Genomic DNA, 16,934 nt, shown 5'->3' with positions numbered 1-16,934 from the left:
GAATAAAAAATCTACAATTTTAAATGGATTTAATTAATTCAGAATATTTATTTGTTATTATTTTTTTTGAATATTTTTTATTTACAAGCTCAAATCCGTTCCTCCCCATTTCAATTAACTTGTCTTTATTGGTTAATAGTTCTTTCAACAACACAAATACTTCATTACTTTTCTTTACTTTTTCTTGTTCAGTTATTAAAAAAGAAGTGTTTGTTTCCAATAAAAAATTTGACAAAGGAGTATTTGTCCCAGATAGAACGAGTAATGATTTTTGACAAGCCAATATTGTATAAACTTTCGAAGGAAAGCCCTCATATTGCAATGTAGGTTCCATGAAAATAAAGTGTAAATCAGCATATGCAATTAATTGAGGCATTAAATAACGGGGCTGATAATCCACAATATGAACATTGGTCAAATTCATTTCATTTACTTTTTCAACCAACCAAATTTTCAATACTCCTTCCCCCACGACCCAAAATTCAACCGGTATATCCTGACATTTTTTAGAAACCTCAAGTAAAGGTTCCCAATGTTGTGCATGACCAATATTACCTGCATACATCAATTTTAAAGTATTTGTTTTATCAGGAAAAATTGTCTGATCCAAATCCTTTGGTACTATTGGAAAATATAAATCAGTATCAACAAAATTTGGAATAATTTTTAGCTTTTCAGTCTGATCGATTCTATCAGCTATTTTATTGTAAAATACTTCATCTATTGTTATAATTGAGTCAGAGTTATTGTAAATCCATTTCTCCAACCATTTTAAAAAATTTACAAGAGGCTTAAATTTCAAATTTTCTTGACGAAAATATAAATCAGGGTAAATCTCCTGTACATTATAAATACTTTTTGCACCTTTAATTTTTGCGATCAGTATTGAAATTACACCTATGGTTAAAGGTGGGGATGGGCTAATGACCACATTTATTCTCTTAAGAAAGATACTAATGAACATTGAAACAAAATGCCAATACACCATTCCAAGACCTCTTAGAAATATGCTTTTAAATTTTTTTTGAGGGACATGATAAACTTTAATGCCATTATAACTACTTTGGTAAAATAAACCCCCAAATTTTTTTATTAAGATTTGCTTATTAAGTTCCTCATCAACACGATTGTAATGTGGAGTTGTCGTAAGCACAATAACCTCTAAGCCTTCAGAATGAAGCTTTAATGCTATATCATTATATATATAGGCTGTTGAAACTCCATCGGGAGAAAAAACTATACTATGGATTAATACTCTCTTTTTTACTCGCTCCATACTACCCTTTTAATATAGTCAACATAAGAAATAATAATTCTGACCATTTTGGCAGACACATTTGGCATACTGTAATCAGCTACCTTTCTAAAGTTTCTGCTTTCACCAATTTGCTGTTGCTCAAGCTGGATTATTCCCTGAATAATCCTCTCAGTATTCATCCCTACCATCATAACAGAGGCCTCTTCCATCGCTTCCGGCCTTTCGTGTGCATCTCTTATATTCAATGCCCGGAAATTCAGAATTGAAGATTCCTCTGATATAGTCCCACTATCAGAAAGTACCGCAAATGAGTTCATCTGCAAAGCGTTATAATCGATAAACCCAAGTGGTTTTAACAATTGAATAAGAGGGTGTACTTTAACACCTCTTGATTCAATCATTTTCCTGGTTCTTGGATGTGTGCTGACAATAATCGGATATTGATATTTATCAGCCAGGAAATTAAGACTTTCAATTAATCCTTTAAAGTTTTTCTCGCTATTGATATTTTCTTCCCGATGAGAGGATACCACAAAGAATTTTCCTTTATCCAAACCTAACCTTGATATAATATCGGAATTAATAATACTGTTTAAATGAAAATTCAGAACCTCGTACATTGGCGAACCGGTTTTGATAATCCTGTCCGCAGGAAGGCCTTCACGCAGGAGGTATTCTCTTGCTATATCACTGTAAGTAAGGTTGATGTCCGAAATATGATCCACAATTTTCCTGTTGGTTTCTTCAGGTACCCTTTGGTCAAAGCATCTGTTTCCGGCCTCCATATGGAAAATGGGTATATGTCTCTTTTTGGCAGGAATGGCACAAAGACAACTATTGGTATCTCCCAAAACCAGAAATGCATCCGGTTTTAGTTGTTCTAACAAGGGATCAATTTTGATCAAAATCTGTCCTACCGTTTCTGTAGCTGTGGAACCGGCAGCGTCTAAAAAATAATCAGGCTTCCTGATCTGAAGATCTTCGAAAAATATTTGGTTCAATTCATAATCATAATTCTGTCCTGTATGAACTAAAATATGATCGATAGCTTCTGATTCATCTAAGGCAGTCAATACCCTCGATAATCGAATGATTTCCGGTCTGGTACCGACTACGGTCATTACTTTTAATCTTTTCATATAAGTTTAATCAGCTTTTAAAGTATAGATTCAAAAAAATTCAAACAGTTTCAAAATAGGTGTCAGGATTGGATGGGTCATAATGCTCATTTATCCAGAAAATTGTGTACAAATCTTCCTCTCCAATATTTTTGATATTATGAGTGTACCAAATGGGCATATCCACATAAGCAGGCTCATTTCCATCAAGATAAAAATCCAAAACTTTATCAGTCCCTATTTTCCTAAGTTGGATCAGTGCCTTGCCTTTGATAACCGCAAAACGCTCTATTTTCCTGGTATGAAAATGGTTTCCCCTTGTAATTCCAGATACAGTAGTGGAGAAAGATACCTGACCTCCTATTCCCAATCGGATAACTTCAACAAAAGCACCTCTTGCATCTTTGTGTTCGGTAAATTTACGGGGAAAAGAATTTTCAACATCCATGTAACACCTAAAAGTATTGAACAGGTTATGTTCAAAATCGTTTAAAATTTGCGGAATTACTCCTTGGTCCTGGTATTCCGATTTAAATTTTTGGAGTAATAGCAATATTTCAGAAACTTTGGCTTCTGAGGTTTGTCCAACACTATAGGAGGGATTACCCCTTCGTGTTCTGATCAATTCAAGGATAGTTTCAACCATCTCGCCGACATAGATCAATTTCAAATCTCCATCTACTTCTATTTTTGGAATCTCACCCCTACTTACCTGATGGGCAAAAGTCGCCACTACTGAATTGTAGAATGGATTACCAAATGGTCCAAAAACATTTGGTATTATCAAACCTGTAAAAATGGCACCGTTCTTTTTTGCCCAATTAGCAAGGAGTTCTCTTCCTGCTTTTTTTGATTTTCCATATAGATTGTCTTTTTCCTCTTGGGTTGAAGATGAAATCAAAACATGGGGCTTACTTCCAGTTCTACCAAAGGAGCTAATTAGTTGTTCAACAAGATTGATGTTGGTTGAATAAATTACTTCTGGATCATTATGCCTATTCAGGGCTGCCAAATGAACTATGACATCGCACTTTTTTACAAATGTATCGAGGACTTCTTCGTCCAAAAAACATTCCCTATTAAATTCAATCCTTTCAAATTCATCAGGAAACAAACCAAGCGTATTAAAAAGGTGGGTTCCAACAAAACCATTTTGACCGGTAATTCCAATTCTCATAGCCATATCTTTATCAATCCGGATATTGTTCTACATCGGTTTCTCCCAAGATCTCTTTTCTTATGATCGGGAGTTTGAAAAGCAATTTTTTCATTCCCTCAATATCTAATCTCCTTGTATTGTGGGAATGATATTCTTCAAAGTTGGAAACATTTGGTTCGCCTTCTGAAAAAAATTGGGCATAATTAAGATCTCTTGTATCGGCAGGAATTCTATAATAATCACCCATGTCTATTGCTTTCACCATATCTTCCCTATTTACCAAGGTTTCATACAACTTTTCGCCATGACGGGTTCCTATGACTTTGATCTCGTTGGAAGCATTGTATAACTCCAAAAGGGCCTTGGCCAAAACCTCTATAGTGGCAGCTGGGGCTTTTTGAACAAACAAGTCCCCTTGATGGCTATTTTCAAATGCGAACCAAACGAGGTCAACAGCATCTTCTAAGGTCATCATAAACCTTGTCATATTTGGATCTGTGATTGTCAAAGAGTTTCCTGATTTAATCTGGTCAATAAATAGTGGAATTACCGAACCCCTCGAAGCCATGACATTTCCATATCTGGTGCCACAAAAAATTGATTTTGAATCATCAAGATTTCGTGATTTTGCTACCATCACCTTTTCCATCATTGCTTTGGACATTCCCATGGCATTGATGGGATAAGCAGCTTTGTCCGTACTCAGTACCACCACACGATTTACTTCAAATTTTTCTGCTGCTGAGAGTACATTGTCTGTTCCAAATATATTGGTTTTAACTGCTTCGAGAGGAAAAAACTCACAAGAAGGAACTTGCTTTAAAGCTGCTGCATGGAATATGTAATCAACACCTTTTACAACATTCTCAACACTCGCTAAATCCCTTGCGTCACCGATATAAAATTTAACTTTTGGATCGTTTATTTTTTTTCTGAGATCATCTTGTTTTTTTTCATCTCTACTGAAAATTCTGATTTCATTGAACATATCAGAATTTTTAAATCTATTCAATACAGCATTTCCAAAGGAACCTGTTCCTCCTGTGATGAGTAGTTTTTTGCTTTTTAACATTGTAGTTGTAAAATTTGATTAATTATTCCAGAGTTTTTCGTATTCAATAATGATCGATTTCATGGTATAAACTTCCAACACCTTTCTCTTACCCATTTCTGACATTAGATTGAGATCAACTTTTCCATCATTAACTTTTTCAACCACTTTTTTAATTTCATCCACATCTCTAGGCTTAAAACACAGACCTGATGCCAATTCTCCAGGAAAATCCAACATCTCAGAAATTGCCCCTACATCAGTTGCCAAAACCGGACATCCACAGGCCATCGCTTCCAGAACTACATTGGGAAATCCCTCCGCATACGATGGGAGTATCAAAGCCGCACTGGCTTTCAGGATGGAATAGATTTCGAATTTTCCTAAAATTCCTTCAAATGACAACCAATTTCCCTTTTCTTTTTTACTTGCAATAACTGTCAGTAATTCTTTTACCTCAGATTCCACAGGCCCAACTAGTCTGAGATTTGGAGGATGTGTAAAACTTGAAAAGGCTTCAACAAGCTCAAATATCCCTTTTTCCCTTATAAGATGACCAATAAAAACAAAATCATTATTTCTTTTGGAAGTGGTTTTGGATTTCGCTATTTCTTCCAAATCGGAAGAACAGGGATTTGGTATTTGATGTAGTTGAAATTTTTGGTTAATCGCTGCTAGTGCATGAAAAGATTTTCTATCCAAAACTATCACATCATTTGACATTTTTGTTAATAAGGCCACTAAATGCCACTCCCAATTACGGATCTGTGACAATTCCGGGATTCGACCAAATCTGAAATGAACAATTAATTTCGCTTTAAAAACTTTACAGATAAACGCTACTAAAATATCCCTTAAAAGCCCAAAAGAAGCTGAAGTCGTTAGATGTACAGCGTGAGGTCGAACCCTCCGGATTTTGGAGAAAGCTAACCTAACTATACGGATGGCATCTAAAACTCCATTGGAAATTCGTGCCAAATTACCAATATCAGTAACATTCCTGGATCTGATGGCGGTATCCAAATGAAATGTTTCCGGATATCCAAATTCCGCCAAATAAGTTAATAAGTGAGTGGACCAAGAAGCCATGCCGCCAACTGGAGGAGGCAGTGGTGACATAATTAATACACTCTTTTGATTGGTAGTAAGCTTCATCTAAGAATTATAAATCCACTAAATCCCGGAGAAAAATCCGGAGAATTTCTTAGAAAAATTGTGATAGTCAAAATAGGTTTCAGCAGATATTCGTGCATTTGCTTTCATATTCCGATAACTTTCTTTGTCTATTTCCAATGCCCTGTAGAGCGTCGATATTATGGATTCCACTTGATGGTCTTCGGCAATTAATCCATTATAGCCATCTTTGAGGTACATTTCCAAATCACTCGTAAGATTAGCCAGAACAGGCAAACCCATACTCAGGCTTTCAACGAATTTTGTCGGAAACCCGGCCATGGCATAGCGTTTTGTAGGCCTAAACAATACTGAATAATCTGCTGAACTAAGAAAATTGTTCACAAATGTCCTTGGTCGTTTTCCATAAGTTTTAACGCTGTCTCCGGGATGTTTCCCATACATAGATTCCAATTCACTGTCATTCATACCTAGAATATGGAATTCTATTTTTTTTTCGTCCTTATTGATAGTGCGAACAGCATCTATCACATTAAAAATGAAGTCTTTTTTTCCGGGAAATCCCGCATAAACTAAATTCAGGAAATCTGGATTCAATTTGATCTCTGAATGTTGGTTTTGTGGAGTTATATCTTTATCAAAAAGGATGGGAACTCTTACTGTAGGCAGCCCTTTATTTTGGTAATATTTTTTAAGTAGTCTGCTTATCGCAATCACACCATCGCATTTTGGAATCATCATAGTCATGGCAATATGAACATCCCAAGCCATAGGCCCATACTTGCCAAATGGTAGGTGAGAGTAATCATACCATTCCACAGTATCTACAACTAATTTTATGCCTTTTATTCTGGAATAAATCCATAAAGGAACAAGTATCCTTAAAGAAGATCCATAGTACACTAATGTTTCCGGATTCTTTTTCATCTTTTGTAATAACCAACAAAATGCTATTCCACGAAAAATATAAAGAAAAAGCTTCTCTAAATATCGTTTTCCTCTTTTTACATTATGTATATCAAACCCTTCTAAATTTAAATGGGGGGTATTGGAATACCCCAAAATCTTAACCTCAAAATTTTTTTCCAAACGGATCGATTTGCAATTGTTAATTATCCGAACTGTGGATGCAGTCAGATTCTCCTTAAAATCAAATTCTCCTATATAAATAATTTTCAACTTAGTTTTATTTGGGTTTGAAAAAATTAAAATTCACTCGACCATACTGGATTCACCTAAATTCCTCTTGAATTCATTTTGCTAAGGATAAGTTTTTTAAAAGGCGGAATCCTTTTCTTGATTATCTTCCTTTATTAAGTTAATTCTGATTAATATTTCAGCCATTATTATCCCAAATAAAACATTACTTACAGTTCCATTAGTAATATATACACCTAGTAAAGTTGCTAAAAGCATCATTGCAAAAGTTGATTCATTAATTTTTTTCAGAGAAATTTCTTTGATAAAAATCCTGATCGTGCAATAAGTTAGGTGAACTATAGGAATGAATATTAACAATCCGGCAGGAACTCCATAATAAGAAGCTATTTTCAATGGATAAATATGAGGCGGAGACCCATCAAATTTTTGACCCCATAAAGGATTGTTTGAAATAGCATTAAATCCATTTATGTAACCAACAAATCTGGAAGTCACGGATACGTTATCCTTATCAGGTAAAATAAAGCTTAAAACATTGAATTCAATAGTTACAATAACGACCAGACCAAATAGTAAAAACAATATAAAGGGAACTTTATTTTTTCTGATCTTCCAAGGCCTAGTATAGATATATGCAAAAACCAAAAATAAAAAAACTAAAGGACCCCGTGTTAAAGAGTTAAACCATAATATAATTGAAATAATCAAAATCATTATTGCAATTATTTTATGTTCATTTACCCTACCGAAATCTCCTATTCTAAAATAGCTGGCAATTCCAACACATATAGAAACAATGGAAAAAAAACCTAAAGCATTACTATTGTGAAATTGTCCAAATTTTTGAACCTCATATTTGTTAAAATTAAAAAAATATAATTTTGAATTAATTAATTTTTCAAAATCATACAATTGAAAATCTTCATCTACTCTATAAATATATGATAATCCATTTATTTCTGATAAACTTGATTTTCCTACAATTATAATTAAAGCCGAAATACAATGAAATAGAATCAGATAAACTATTAATTGATTTTGTCCTTTATAATATCTCCCAACATACCAAATAAAAAAAAAGGGAATGCCACTTAATATAAAGGTGGTTGTTATTTCAGCCCAACTATAATTATTGACAAATTTTGAACCTATGACAAAAAGTAAAGAGAGGGAAAATGGTAAAAAATACCAATAAATAAAAACCCTCTTTCTGATCCTGAATAAGATTAAATAGATAGAATAAAACATTAATGAAAATGTAGTTAGCCATATAAAAATTTTATAATAAGGAAAAAAAGAATCAATAAAGTATAAAATCCCTGCCGAATCTGTTACCGAACCACAAAGCATGAAAAACATTCCCCAACCTAGAACACCTTTATATCTAATCAATATAACTGAAATAGATAATAAGATAAAAACAAGAATTACTGCTAACATAGCGACCTATTAACGCGACCAAATACCGACTGCGCTTTCAGAGATTATTTTTTTAAATTGTATAGGTTCCCACACAGAATTGAAAAAAGTCCACGTAATAGAGACTAAAATTACTCCATACACATCTAAGTAATTTGCAGCTATAATGGCAAGTGGAATATGTAAAATAGCTTGAATACTAGTTACAAATAGTTGGAGTCTAATTTTTCCAACACCATTCATAAACATTCTAAAAGTGGAATACCTCATAGTGAAGGTAAAATTCAAAAATATCAAGAAAAGCAATAAATAGTCAACTTCTATATTTCCCTTCAGCCATATTTTGTAAAAAAATGAAGACCCGAAGATCAATAAAATTCCTATTAAAACTAATACCAAAAAAACCCTATTCAATCTTGACATTATATTTTTCAACCATACCCTATCATTATTAGCATAAGCTTCTGTAGATGCAGACCAAAGCGGATTGATAATAGCACCATGCAAAATAATAATTAACCATAAATATTTGAAAGCAATACTATAATCTGCAACAGATTCTGGCCCGCATACATGTGCAATAATTAAGATATTCGATTGAAGGATTATTAAATTCAATAATTGGATGATAAAAAATTTAAAGCCTATTGAAAAGATAGAATTAAGATTGGATTTAGAAAAATACTCTATTTTTGGAAAGATGTTTTTATATGAATTTGAAAAATAAAAAATAAAAGCAATTAATATTGGCAAAACTTGGGAAATTGAAAGAACGACACCCAGTTGCAGAAATGACGGGTTATAGAATTCTATTAATAGAAAAATACCAACCAGAGAAAGTATATTACCACTTGTAGTTAAAAATGTAGCTACAGAAGGTTGTTGGTCTGCTGTCTTTAAAACTGCAACAATATTTAAAACTAGTCTTAAAAAAAAAGTAGAAACCATAAATAGTCCTACATTTCTTAATTCATTTTTAAGATAATCCGGTCCATTTAACAATGTAGCCCAATTAAGATTGGAACCAACCAAAAATACAATTACAAATCCAAATAAACTTAAAAATAAAAGGCTGAAAAAAGCTGTACTAACCAAACTTTTTATTTTCAAAAAATCATTTTCTGCTTTAGCTTCAGCATATTTATTTCTTAAACCATGAGCTAAACCAATATCCAAAAAGCTGAACCATGTTACCAGTGAAGTCAAAGTAATCCAAACACCATATTCTTCTACTCCTAAAAAATTTAAAGTTATTGTAACTAATAAAAAATTTGATACAACATTTCCTCCTTGAAAAATAATTATAAAAAAAGTGTTTTTTAGATATTTAGAACTTCTGTCATTAGAAGTTGTGAATATTTTTTTTAACATAATTCCGGTTTAAAAATTAAAATATGAGTCACTATTTTTTAATTTTTAAACAATTTAATTAGATGTCAATGGGGATTTTTTTAATCTTCTTTTATTACAACCTACAGTCGACATCTTTTTTAGGCAATACAGATTTCACATCAAATATTACCTGTTTTTCGGATTTTTTGATAGACCATGATTTAAATTCCTTATGTGCGACAGCCAAAATTATTGCCGAATAGTCTTCTAGTACAGGTTTATTATTCCCATTAATAATTGTTATTCCATATTCATGCTCCACCTCTTTAGAATCAGCCCAAGGGTCATAAACATCCACTTCCATATCAAAAGATTTCAATTCCTTATAGATATCTATCACTCGTGTATTTCTCACATCGGGACAATCTTCTTTGAAGGTAAATCCAAGGATCAATACTTTGGAATCAATCACTTTTAAATCCTTTCGCATCATGTGCTTGATTACTTCAGTTGCAACATGCTTTCCCATGGAATCATTTAATCTTCTACCAGCTAGGATAATTTCTGGATGATATCCTACTTCTTGGGCTTTTTGGGCCAGATAAAACGGATCGACACCTATGCAATGACCTCCAACCAAGCCTGGTTTGAAGGGAAGAAAATTCCATTTGGTCCCAGCAGCTTCCAAAACTTCTTGTGTGTCTATGCCTAAAAGGTTAAATATTTTTGAAAGTTCATTCACAAAAGCAATATTGATATCTCTTTGGGAATTTTCAATCACTTTTGCCGCTTCGGCTACTTTTATTGAGGAAGCTTTGTGGGTACCTGCTGTGATGACAGATTTATATAATTGATCTACATATTCTGCTACTTCGGGTGTAGAACCGGAAGTTACTTTTAGGATTTTGGTTACAGTGTGTTCTTTATCTCCTGGATTGATTCTCTCGGGTGAGTAGCCAGCAAAGAAATCCTCATTGAATTTTAAACCTGAAAATTTTTCCAAAACCGGCACACATTCCTCTTCGGTAACCCCGGGATATACTGTGGATTCATAGATGACCACATCACCTTTTTTAAGGATTTTTCCGATCATTTCTGAGGCCTTCAACATGGGTGTCAATACAGGCTTGTTATGTTTGTCAGTTGGGGTTGGTACCGTAACGATGTATATGCTACAAGATGATATAGGTATGATTGCATCAGAAACCAAAAGCCCCTTATTCTTATCCTCCAATTCTACGACAGTTTTTACCAATACTTTTTTAAGGTCTTCATCTTCGACTTCCAGTGTTCTATCGTGTCCTTTTTGCAGTTGGTCAACTCTTTTAGGATCGATATCATATCCCACTGTGGCAAACTTTTCAGCAAAAGCTACCGCCAATGGGAGACCCACGTAGCCTAAACCAACAATTGCTATTTTTGATTCTGCAAATGATTTTAACATGTTATAATTAAAAATTATCTAAATTTTATTTTTTTGTTTGTTAGATTCCGATACCATAATGAGTGAACCCCATTTCAGAGAGATACTTTTTGTCGTAAATATTTCTGCCATCAAAAACCACTTTTCCATGCAATAATTTTCCAATCGCAGACCAGCTTGGTATTCTGAATTCTGACCATTCAGTTACCAAGAGTAAAGCATCAGTATCCACACAGGCATCATAAGCATCTTTGGCATAAGTAATTTTATCTCCAACATAAATATGCTGCGCTTCTTTCATTGCAATCGGATCATAGGCTTTGACTTTCGCACCCGCCTCAATCAATTGGTCAATAATTACAATAGCAGGTGATTCCCGCATATCATCCGTATTCGGCTTGAAGCTCAATCCCCACATGGCAAACGTCTTACCACTTAAATCATCACCAAAATGTTTTTTGATTTTTTGAACCAGAACATGTTTCTGATCATCATTTACATCTTCTACAGCCTGTAGTACCCTAAGGTCATAACCATATTTTTTCCCGGTTTTAATGATAGCTTTGACATCTTTTGGGAAACATGATCCTCCATATCCAACCCCGGGATAAATAAACTTATTGCCTATTCTAGGATCAGAACCAATACCTTTTCTTACCATATTGGCATCAGCACCTACCAACTCGCACAGATTGGCAATATCATTCATAAATGAAATCTTAGTGGCCAACATCGCATTGGCTGTATATTTCGTCATTTCCGCAGATGGGATATCCATATATATGATTCTGTCCCCGTTCAGTTGAAATGGTTTGTATAATCTTTTCATGATCTCTTCTGCCCTTTCATCATCAATTCCAATGACTATTCTATCAGGTTTCATAAAATCATCTACTGCGGCACCTTCTTTCAAAAATTCAGGATTCGAGGCTACGGCAAATGTCAGATCAGAGCTTCTTTCATCCAATGCGGATTGAATAGCAGCTTTAACTTTCTCACCTGTGGTAACAGGAACTGTACTTTTGGTGGCTACGACAATATAATCGGTCATCGTCCTACCGATTTCATCTGCTACTGCCAAAACATATTTCAAATCTGCGGATCCATCTTCTCCCGGAGGTGTTCCTACTGCAATGAATGCTACTTGGGAACCTTGTATGGCATCTCCAAGGTTAGTGGAAAACTGAAGCCTGCCACTTGCAAAATTTCTTTTGACAATTTCTTCCAATCCAGGCTCATAAATTGGCATGATGCCATTTACCAGATTATCAATCTTTTTTTGATCGATGTCCACACAAACAACTTCAATGCCGACTTCGGAAAAACATGCTCCTGATACCAAACCAACGTATCCTGTACCTACTACTGTAATTTTCATTTTTTAAAAGTTTAAAGGTTAATAATTTAAATACTGATTTTTCTAATGATTATAATTTAATAGAAAATTCTATTGAGATAGATTTTGATTAAAACTTAGGTTTATTAATTGGGCGAATAACATTTATAATGCAAATAAAATACTAAATAAATATAAATAAAAGTTTTTTGAATAAAAATAATTGTATTTCATTTAAAAAATGAACTTAATTTTAAATACTTATGATTCTGGATCCGAATTATTTTTAATTTCCCATTGCTCCTTTACACTTAATACGAACTCCCTACCAAATATATAGCCAAAGGCAATTACCAAACCCAATAACACAAAGACAATAACTATCAGTGGTCTTCTGGGAGCAGATTTTTCTATAGGTATAGTCACCGGTTGAATAATAGAAAAAATCGGAGTGTCTTTACTCACCTGCAGTTTAGCCTGTTCCAATTGTTTGGCGAGTTCGGTATAAATACTAAAAGCAAAATTATACTCAGCCTCTAATTTTTCCAATTGATTTAAAATCATGGCAGAAGAAAGATTCTGATTTCTATCCCTGAAAATGGCCAACTTCTTCTGGATTCCTTCAAATTCAATTTTCTTTTCCTCAAATCTTTCTTCAGTATATTTTAAATGCTCTCTTGCACTTTGGATTTTGAATTCAATGACTTCTTTTTGAAGTAATTCCTCTGCATACCTTGCCATTTGCGCTGCCATTAATGGTTCCGGCATGGAAAAAGATAGGGAAACAAATCCTTCTTTTTCATTGAATTCAATGGATACCTGATTGTCTAATCTTTTAAAATGTTCGAATTCACTTTCTGAGACATTGATCAAACCATGGTCATTTGAAGGGGATTCCATAACATTATTCCCTCTAATATTTTTTATAAATAATCCAGGTAATCCAATAGTGTATTTTGCAAATAATGGTATCAATCCTAGTCGGTGGATACTATCATAGTAGTATTGGTATGATATTTTTTGACTGTCTCCTTGAATGTTCAATGTAGCATTGAGTAAATCCTTCCTAAACTTTACCGAGGAAACTATTTTGGGATATAAACTTGGGGGTATTTCACTTCCTCCTGAAAGTCCACCCAGATTAATTCCTGCCAATGATGCAAGCCCTCCTAAATTGCCACCAACTTTCCCTTGTTCGGATGTTTGAGGAACAAAAGTTGATCCTGCTGTATATTCATTTTGTAAAACCAATGCAACCAAAACCCCAAGAATCGAAAAAAGCAAAATGGTTATAAAAATTATCCTTCTTTTAAGCCAAACAGTTTTTGCCAACTCCAATAAGTCGATTTCTTCATTATTTTTTGTAATAGGAAGTTCGGTTTTTTCCATCTATTCTAAAGATTTTTAAACAATTATATTTACTTATTGTAAAATATTATTCACTAATAAGCCTAATGTCGCTAAACTAGTGGCAATTGCTAACCATCCTTGAATTGGCATTGGTTCTCTTTCGGGTTTGGCCGGCACAATAATCTCTGATCCTGGTTCTATTGATGGATATATTTTAAAAAACAAAAAATTTGTTGTCCTTCTAACATCCCCATTGGCATAAACCACATAGGAACGCTTTTTCCTTGACCTGTCAGTAAATCCACCTGCCCTTGAAATATAACTTTTGAATCCTGCATTTTCCCTATATCTCGATGTTGTCGGAAACAATACCTCTCCCCTCATCCTTACCGTTTGTAATTGTTTGGGAATACTTAAAACATCTCCTTCCTGGATAATCAGATCATTTGGACCACCGGGATTTACCATAATTTCAGATAAATTGATCCCGATCATCTCCTGGGTTTTAATTTTGATTACTTCTTCTCCATCTTCATTGACTAAATTTTCAATAGTCTCCCTTCTAAAATCATCAATCAACAATCCTCCTGACTTATTGGACAAATCTCCTCCTTTTTCTGTGATTTTCTGATCAATTCTGGAAAGCAATATTTTTTCGGCTTCGGTTGTATCCCTTTCAATCCTTTGTAAATTTTGCTTGACTTCGGTCAAATTCCTTGACTTTATCTGATTATCACTTGGACTGGCAAAAAACTCATTCCTTCTGATTAAAGTGGCACCTTTTGGATATGCAAACTGGTTTATACCACCTGATCTTTTCAAAAGATCTGAGACTCTTTCATTGGCATGGGCAATGGAATATTCACCGGGAAAGAAAACCTCTCCCTCTACCCGCACCAACCTTTCCCTTTGAAAACCGAGACTTCTTCTCACAATGACATGATCAAATGGTGTTAAAACCATATCAGCGTTATCTCCTGTAATTTTGAGATTCCTATCAATATCTATATGGAAAATTTCAGCAAGCTTCCCTGAAACATCATCTTTCACCCTTCTGGCAATTTCAATCTGTGCGGAGGTAGCTGATTCTTTAAAACCTCCAGCCCTTAGTACCAAATCAGCAACCTTCATGTTCTCGCCAAATGCAAATGCACCGGGTTTATTTACCTCTCCACTAATGATTACATAAAATTCCTCTCTCAGGTCATAAATGCTTGGGATGTTCAACACATCTTCTCTTTGAAGGACAATATCATCTTCCTCACCATTCAATATAGCACTGATATTTATAGAAACTATTTCCAGTGAAAAATCCGGTCTAGTCCTATATAGTGATGCCCGGTTCATAAAGGCATCGTCTCTTAAACCTTCTGCCCTTTTCACAAGATCTTTTACGCCCATTCCCTGTTCCAATGCAAAAGTTCCCGGTCGCATCAAAGCTCCTGAAGCTTGCACCCTATTTTCATATCTTTCCAATAATTCTCCAAATATGAACCTATCCCCTTCCTTAGGAACAAAAGATACAAAATTCTGCCTATCTATATTCTCCACTTTAAACTCTTTCTCAGTTGTCCGGAAAACAGTAGCTACACCAGTGTATGCTGAACTTTCAAATCCCCCTGCAAATGTTATGAGGTTATCTAAGTTTTCATCACTTTTCATTTCAAATAATCCAGGTCTTCTGACAGGACCTGAAATCTCAACTCGCTTTTCGATAGGTGGTATCAATACCACGTCATTATCCTCCAACCTGATATTTGCAGATTGGTTTCCATTGACCAAAAAATCATAAATATCCATTTCAGCAACCATTTTGCTGTTTCTGTAAACTCTTATATTTCTAAAAGAACCGTTTTGTTTTATACCGCCTGCCGCATACAAAGCATTAAATACGCTTGCGAAAGAGGATAAAGTGTAATTGCCAGGCGTAAATACCTCTCCAACCATAGAAATCTGAATAGACCGTATATTACCTACCCTTAATTGCATAAAGGTATTTGGAGAGGAACCCCTTAAGCCTGAATAAATATTTCCCAACGCATTCTTCAACCTGCTTGTCGCAGCTTCAACACTCAACCCTGCGAGATTGATCGGGCCTACATTCTCAATAAAAACCATTCCCTCACTATTAATATTTAAATCATAGAAAAACTGGGAGGCTCCATAAATATCTATCAACAACTGATCACCTGATCCAAGAATGTAATTCTTTGGAGTGGGGATGTTTAAGTTGGGTGTAAAGGTCAGTTTAGAATTTCTGAACAATGAATAACCGAATATTTTCTCCTCTTCCTCTGTTAATGGTATCTCTTTTTCAATTTCGTCATCTCCCCAAAAGTCTTCCTGGATCCACTGTCTATTTTGAAATGTTTGAGAAGATGGTGCTTTTGAATCAAGACCACCTTTATTCCTTATCTGATTTATCCTAGCTCTTAATTTGGTTACTTCAGTTGCCGGCATTCCTCTTTCTCTGGCCATAGACTCAAGTTGCTGTTCGGACATGCCTGAAGATTCAGCTCTTTTTAACAGTTGTTCAATCTGAGCATCAGATAGGTTGTCAACTTTTAAGTTTTGGATATCAGATAGGGATTGACCATGGACGTATGAAACTGAAGTCAGTACGACAATTAAGGCTATCAATAATTTTATGGCATGAAATGATTCCCTGAAACTAGAGGTCATATTTAAATTTTTTGTTTTTAAAGCAAAACACATGAATAAAGTGAATATACAAATTTTGAACTTTGGAATAATGAAATCTACTTTTTGATACAAGTCTGCAAATTAGGCCAAAATGACCAAATTTTGATATAGGTCTCAAATTAAAACTTATCTTAATATCTATAGCTTCGCCCTTTCAGTCACATTTTGGATAAATGAACTTAGCTTAAAAGACCAAAAAAAATCCAAACTATTTTTTAAAAAGAACAAGCTCATCTTCGGCATTGGACTTGCCGTTGATATTGAATTTAACTTTTCTCTCAATCAATAGCTCGATCCTAGTTCCCAAGTGATCAAGATAATCTTCATTGAGGCCCTCTCCTTTGATGAGTACTTCAATGGTCCCGGAGTCAATTCCCTGAGCATAATCTCCTGTAAGCACCACCTCATTTACATCTCCCATTCTTTCAAGTACCGTTTCCAGTAGCCTGTCAAAACCTAAATATTTTCGGATAAGATCCTGCAAATTTGA

At 34.4% G+C, this 16,934-nt stretch carries 12 protein-coding genes and 1 pseudogene; all 13 read right to left on the bottom strand.

Annotated features, from left to right (window positions below):
• Window positions 1–19 precede the first annotated feature (19 nt).
• Window positions 20–1,276, bottom strand: coding sequence for a glycosyltransferase family 4 protein (locus tag ACEW8O_RS06425; RefSeq protein ID WP_373493799.1), 1,257 nt, complete (start codon window positions 1,274–1,276; stop codon window positions 20–22).
• A complete protein-coding gene (gene wecB / locus ACEW8O_RS06420; protein ID WP_373493798.1) occupies window positions 1,264–2,397 on the bottom strand; it encodes a non-hydrolyzing UDP-N-acetylglucosamine 2-epimerase in 1,134 nt (377 codons plus the stop codon). The genes ACEW8O_RS06425 and wecB overlap by 13 nt, the downstream gene beginning before the upstream one ends.
• 40 nt (window positions 2,398–2,437) lie before the next feature.
• Window positions 2,438–3,553 carry an NAD-dependent epimerase/dehydratase family protein gene (locus ACEW8O_RS06415; protein ID WP_373493797.1) on the bottom strand — a complete coding sequence of 372 codons (1,116 nt, stop codon included), beginning with the start codon at window positions 3,551–3,553 and terminating at the stop codon, window positions 2,438–2,440.
• A 13-nt stretch (window positions 3,554–3,566) separates the two neighbouring features.
• On the bottom strand, window positions 3,567–4,607 hold the full coding sequence (locus ACEW8O_RS06410) for a polysaccharide biosynthesis protein (protein WP_373493796.1): 1,041 nt from the start codon (window positions 4,605–4,607) through the stop codon (window positions 3,567–3,569).
• Between the two features lie 18 nt (window positions 4,608–4,625).
• The gene (locus ACEW8O_RS06405) at window positions 4,626–5,705 is read right to left on the bottom strand and encodes a glycosyltransferase family 4 protein (protein ID WP_373493795.1); all 1,080 of its coding nucleotides are present in this window, start codon (window positions 5,703–5,705) and stop codon (window positions 4,626–4,628) included.
• A 54-nt stretch (window positions 5,706–5,759) separates the two neighbouring features.
• Entirely contained in the window at window positions 5,760–6,647 is an 888-nt protein-coding gene (locus ACEW8O_RS06400; RefSeq protein WP_373493794.1) for a glycosyltransferase, read from the bottom strand.
• Window positions 6,648–6,995: 348 nt separating this feature from the next.
• Complete coding sequence (locus ACEW8O_RS06395; protein WP_373493793.1) at window positions 6,996–8,321, bottom strand: hypothetical protein; 1,326 nt, start codon at window positions 8,319–8,321, stop codon at window positions 6,996–6,998.
• A gap of 9 nt (window positions 8,322–8,330) precedes the next feature.
• Window positions 8,331–9,671, bottom strand: a complete 1,341-nt coding sequence (locus ACEW8O_RS06390) for a lipopolysaccharide biosynthesis protein (protein ID WP_373493792.1) — start codon at window positions 9,669–9,671, stop codon at window positions 8,331–8,333.
• Window positions 9,672–9,765: 94 nt separating this feature from the next.
• Complete coding sequence (locus ACEW8O_RS06385; RefSeq protein ID WP_373493791.1) at window positions 9,766–11,076, bottom strand: nucleotide sugar dehydrogenase; 1,311 nt, start codon at window positions 11,074–11,076, stop codon at window positions 9,766–9,768.
• Window positions 11,077–11,116: 40 nt separating this feature from the next.
• Window positions 11,117–12,433 carry a UDP-glucose/GDP-mannose dehydrogenase family protein gene (locus ACEW8O_RS06380; protein WP_373493790.1) on the bottom strand — a complete coding sequence of 439 codons (1,317 nt, stop codon included), beginning with the start codon at window positions 12,431–12,433 and terminating at the stop codon, window positions 11,117–11,119.
• Between the two features lie 219 nt (window positions 12,434–12,652).
• Window positions 12,653–13,780, bottom strand: coding sequence for a Wzz/FepE/Etk N-terminal domain-containing protein (locus ACEW8O_RS06375; RefSeq protein WP_373493789.1), 1,128 nt, complete (start codon window positions 13,778–13,780; stop codon window positions 12,653–12,655).
• A gap of 33 nt (window positions 13,781–13,813) precedes the next feature.
• On the bottom strand, window positions 13,814–16,423 hold the full coding sequence (locus ACEW8O_RS06370; RefSeq protein WP_373493788.1) for an SLBB domain-containing protein: 2,610 nt from the start codon (window positions 16,421–16,423) through the stop codon (window positions 13,814–13,816).
• 229 nt (window positions 16,424–16,652) lie between these two features.
• Window positions 16,653–16,934 (bottom strand): annotated as a pseudogene (locus ACEW8O_RS06365) (ArsR family transcriptional regulator); the annotation flags it as partial.

Origin of the sequence: Aquiflexum sp. (assembly GCF_041749095.1) — a bacterium.
In the GTDB taxonomy this organism is placed as follows: domain Bacteria; phylum Bacteroidota; class Bacteroidia; order Cytophagales; family Cyclobacteriaceae; genus Aquiflexum.
This window is presented reverse-complemented; position numbering and strand designations above follow the sequence as displayed.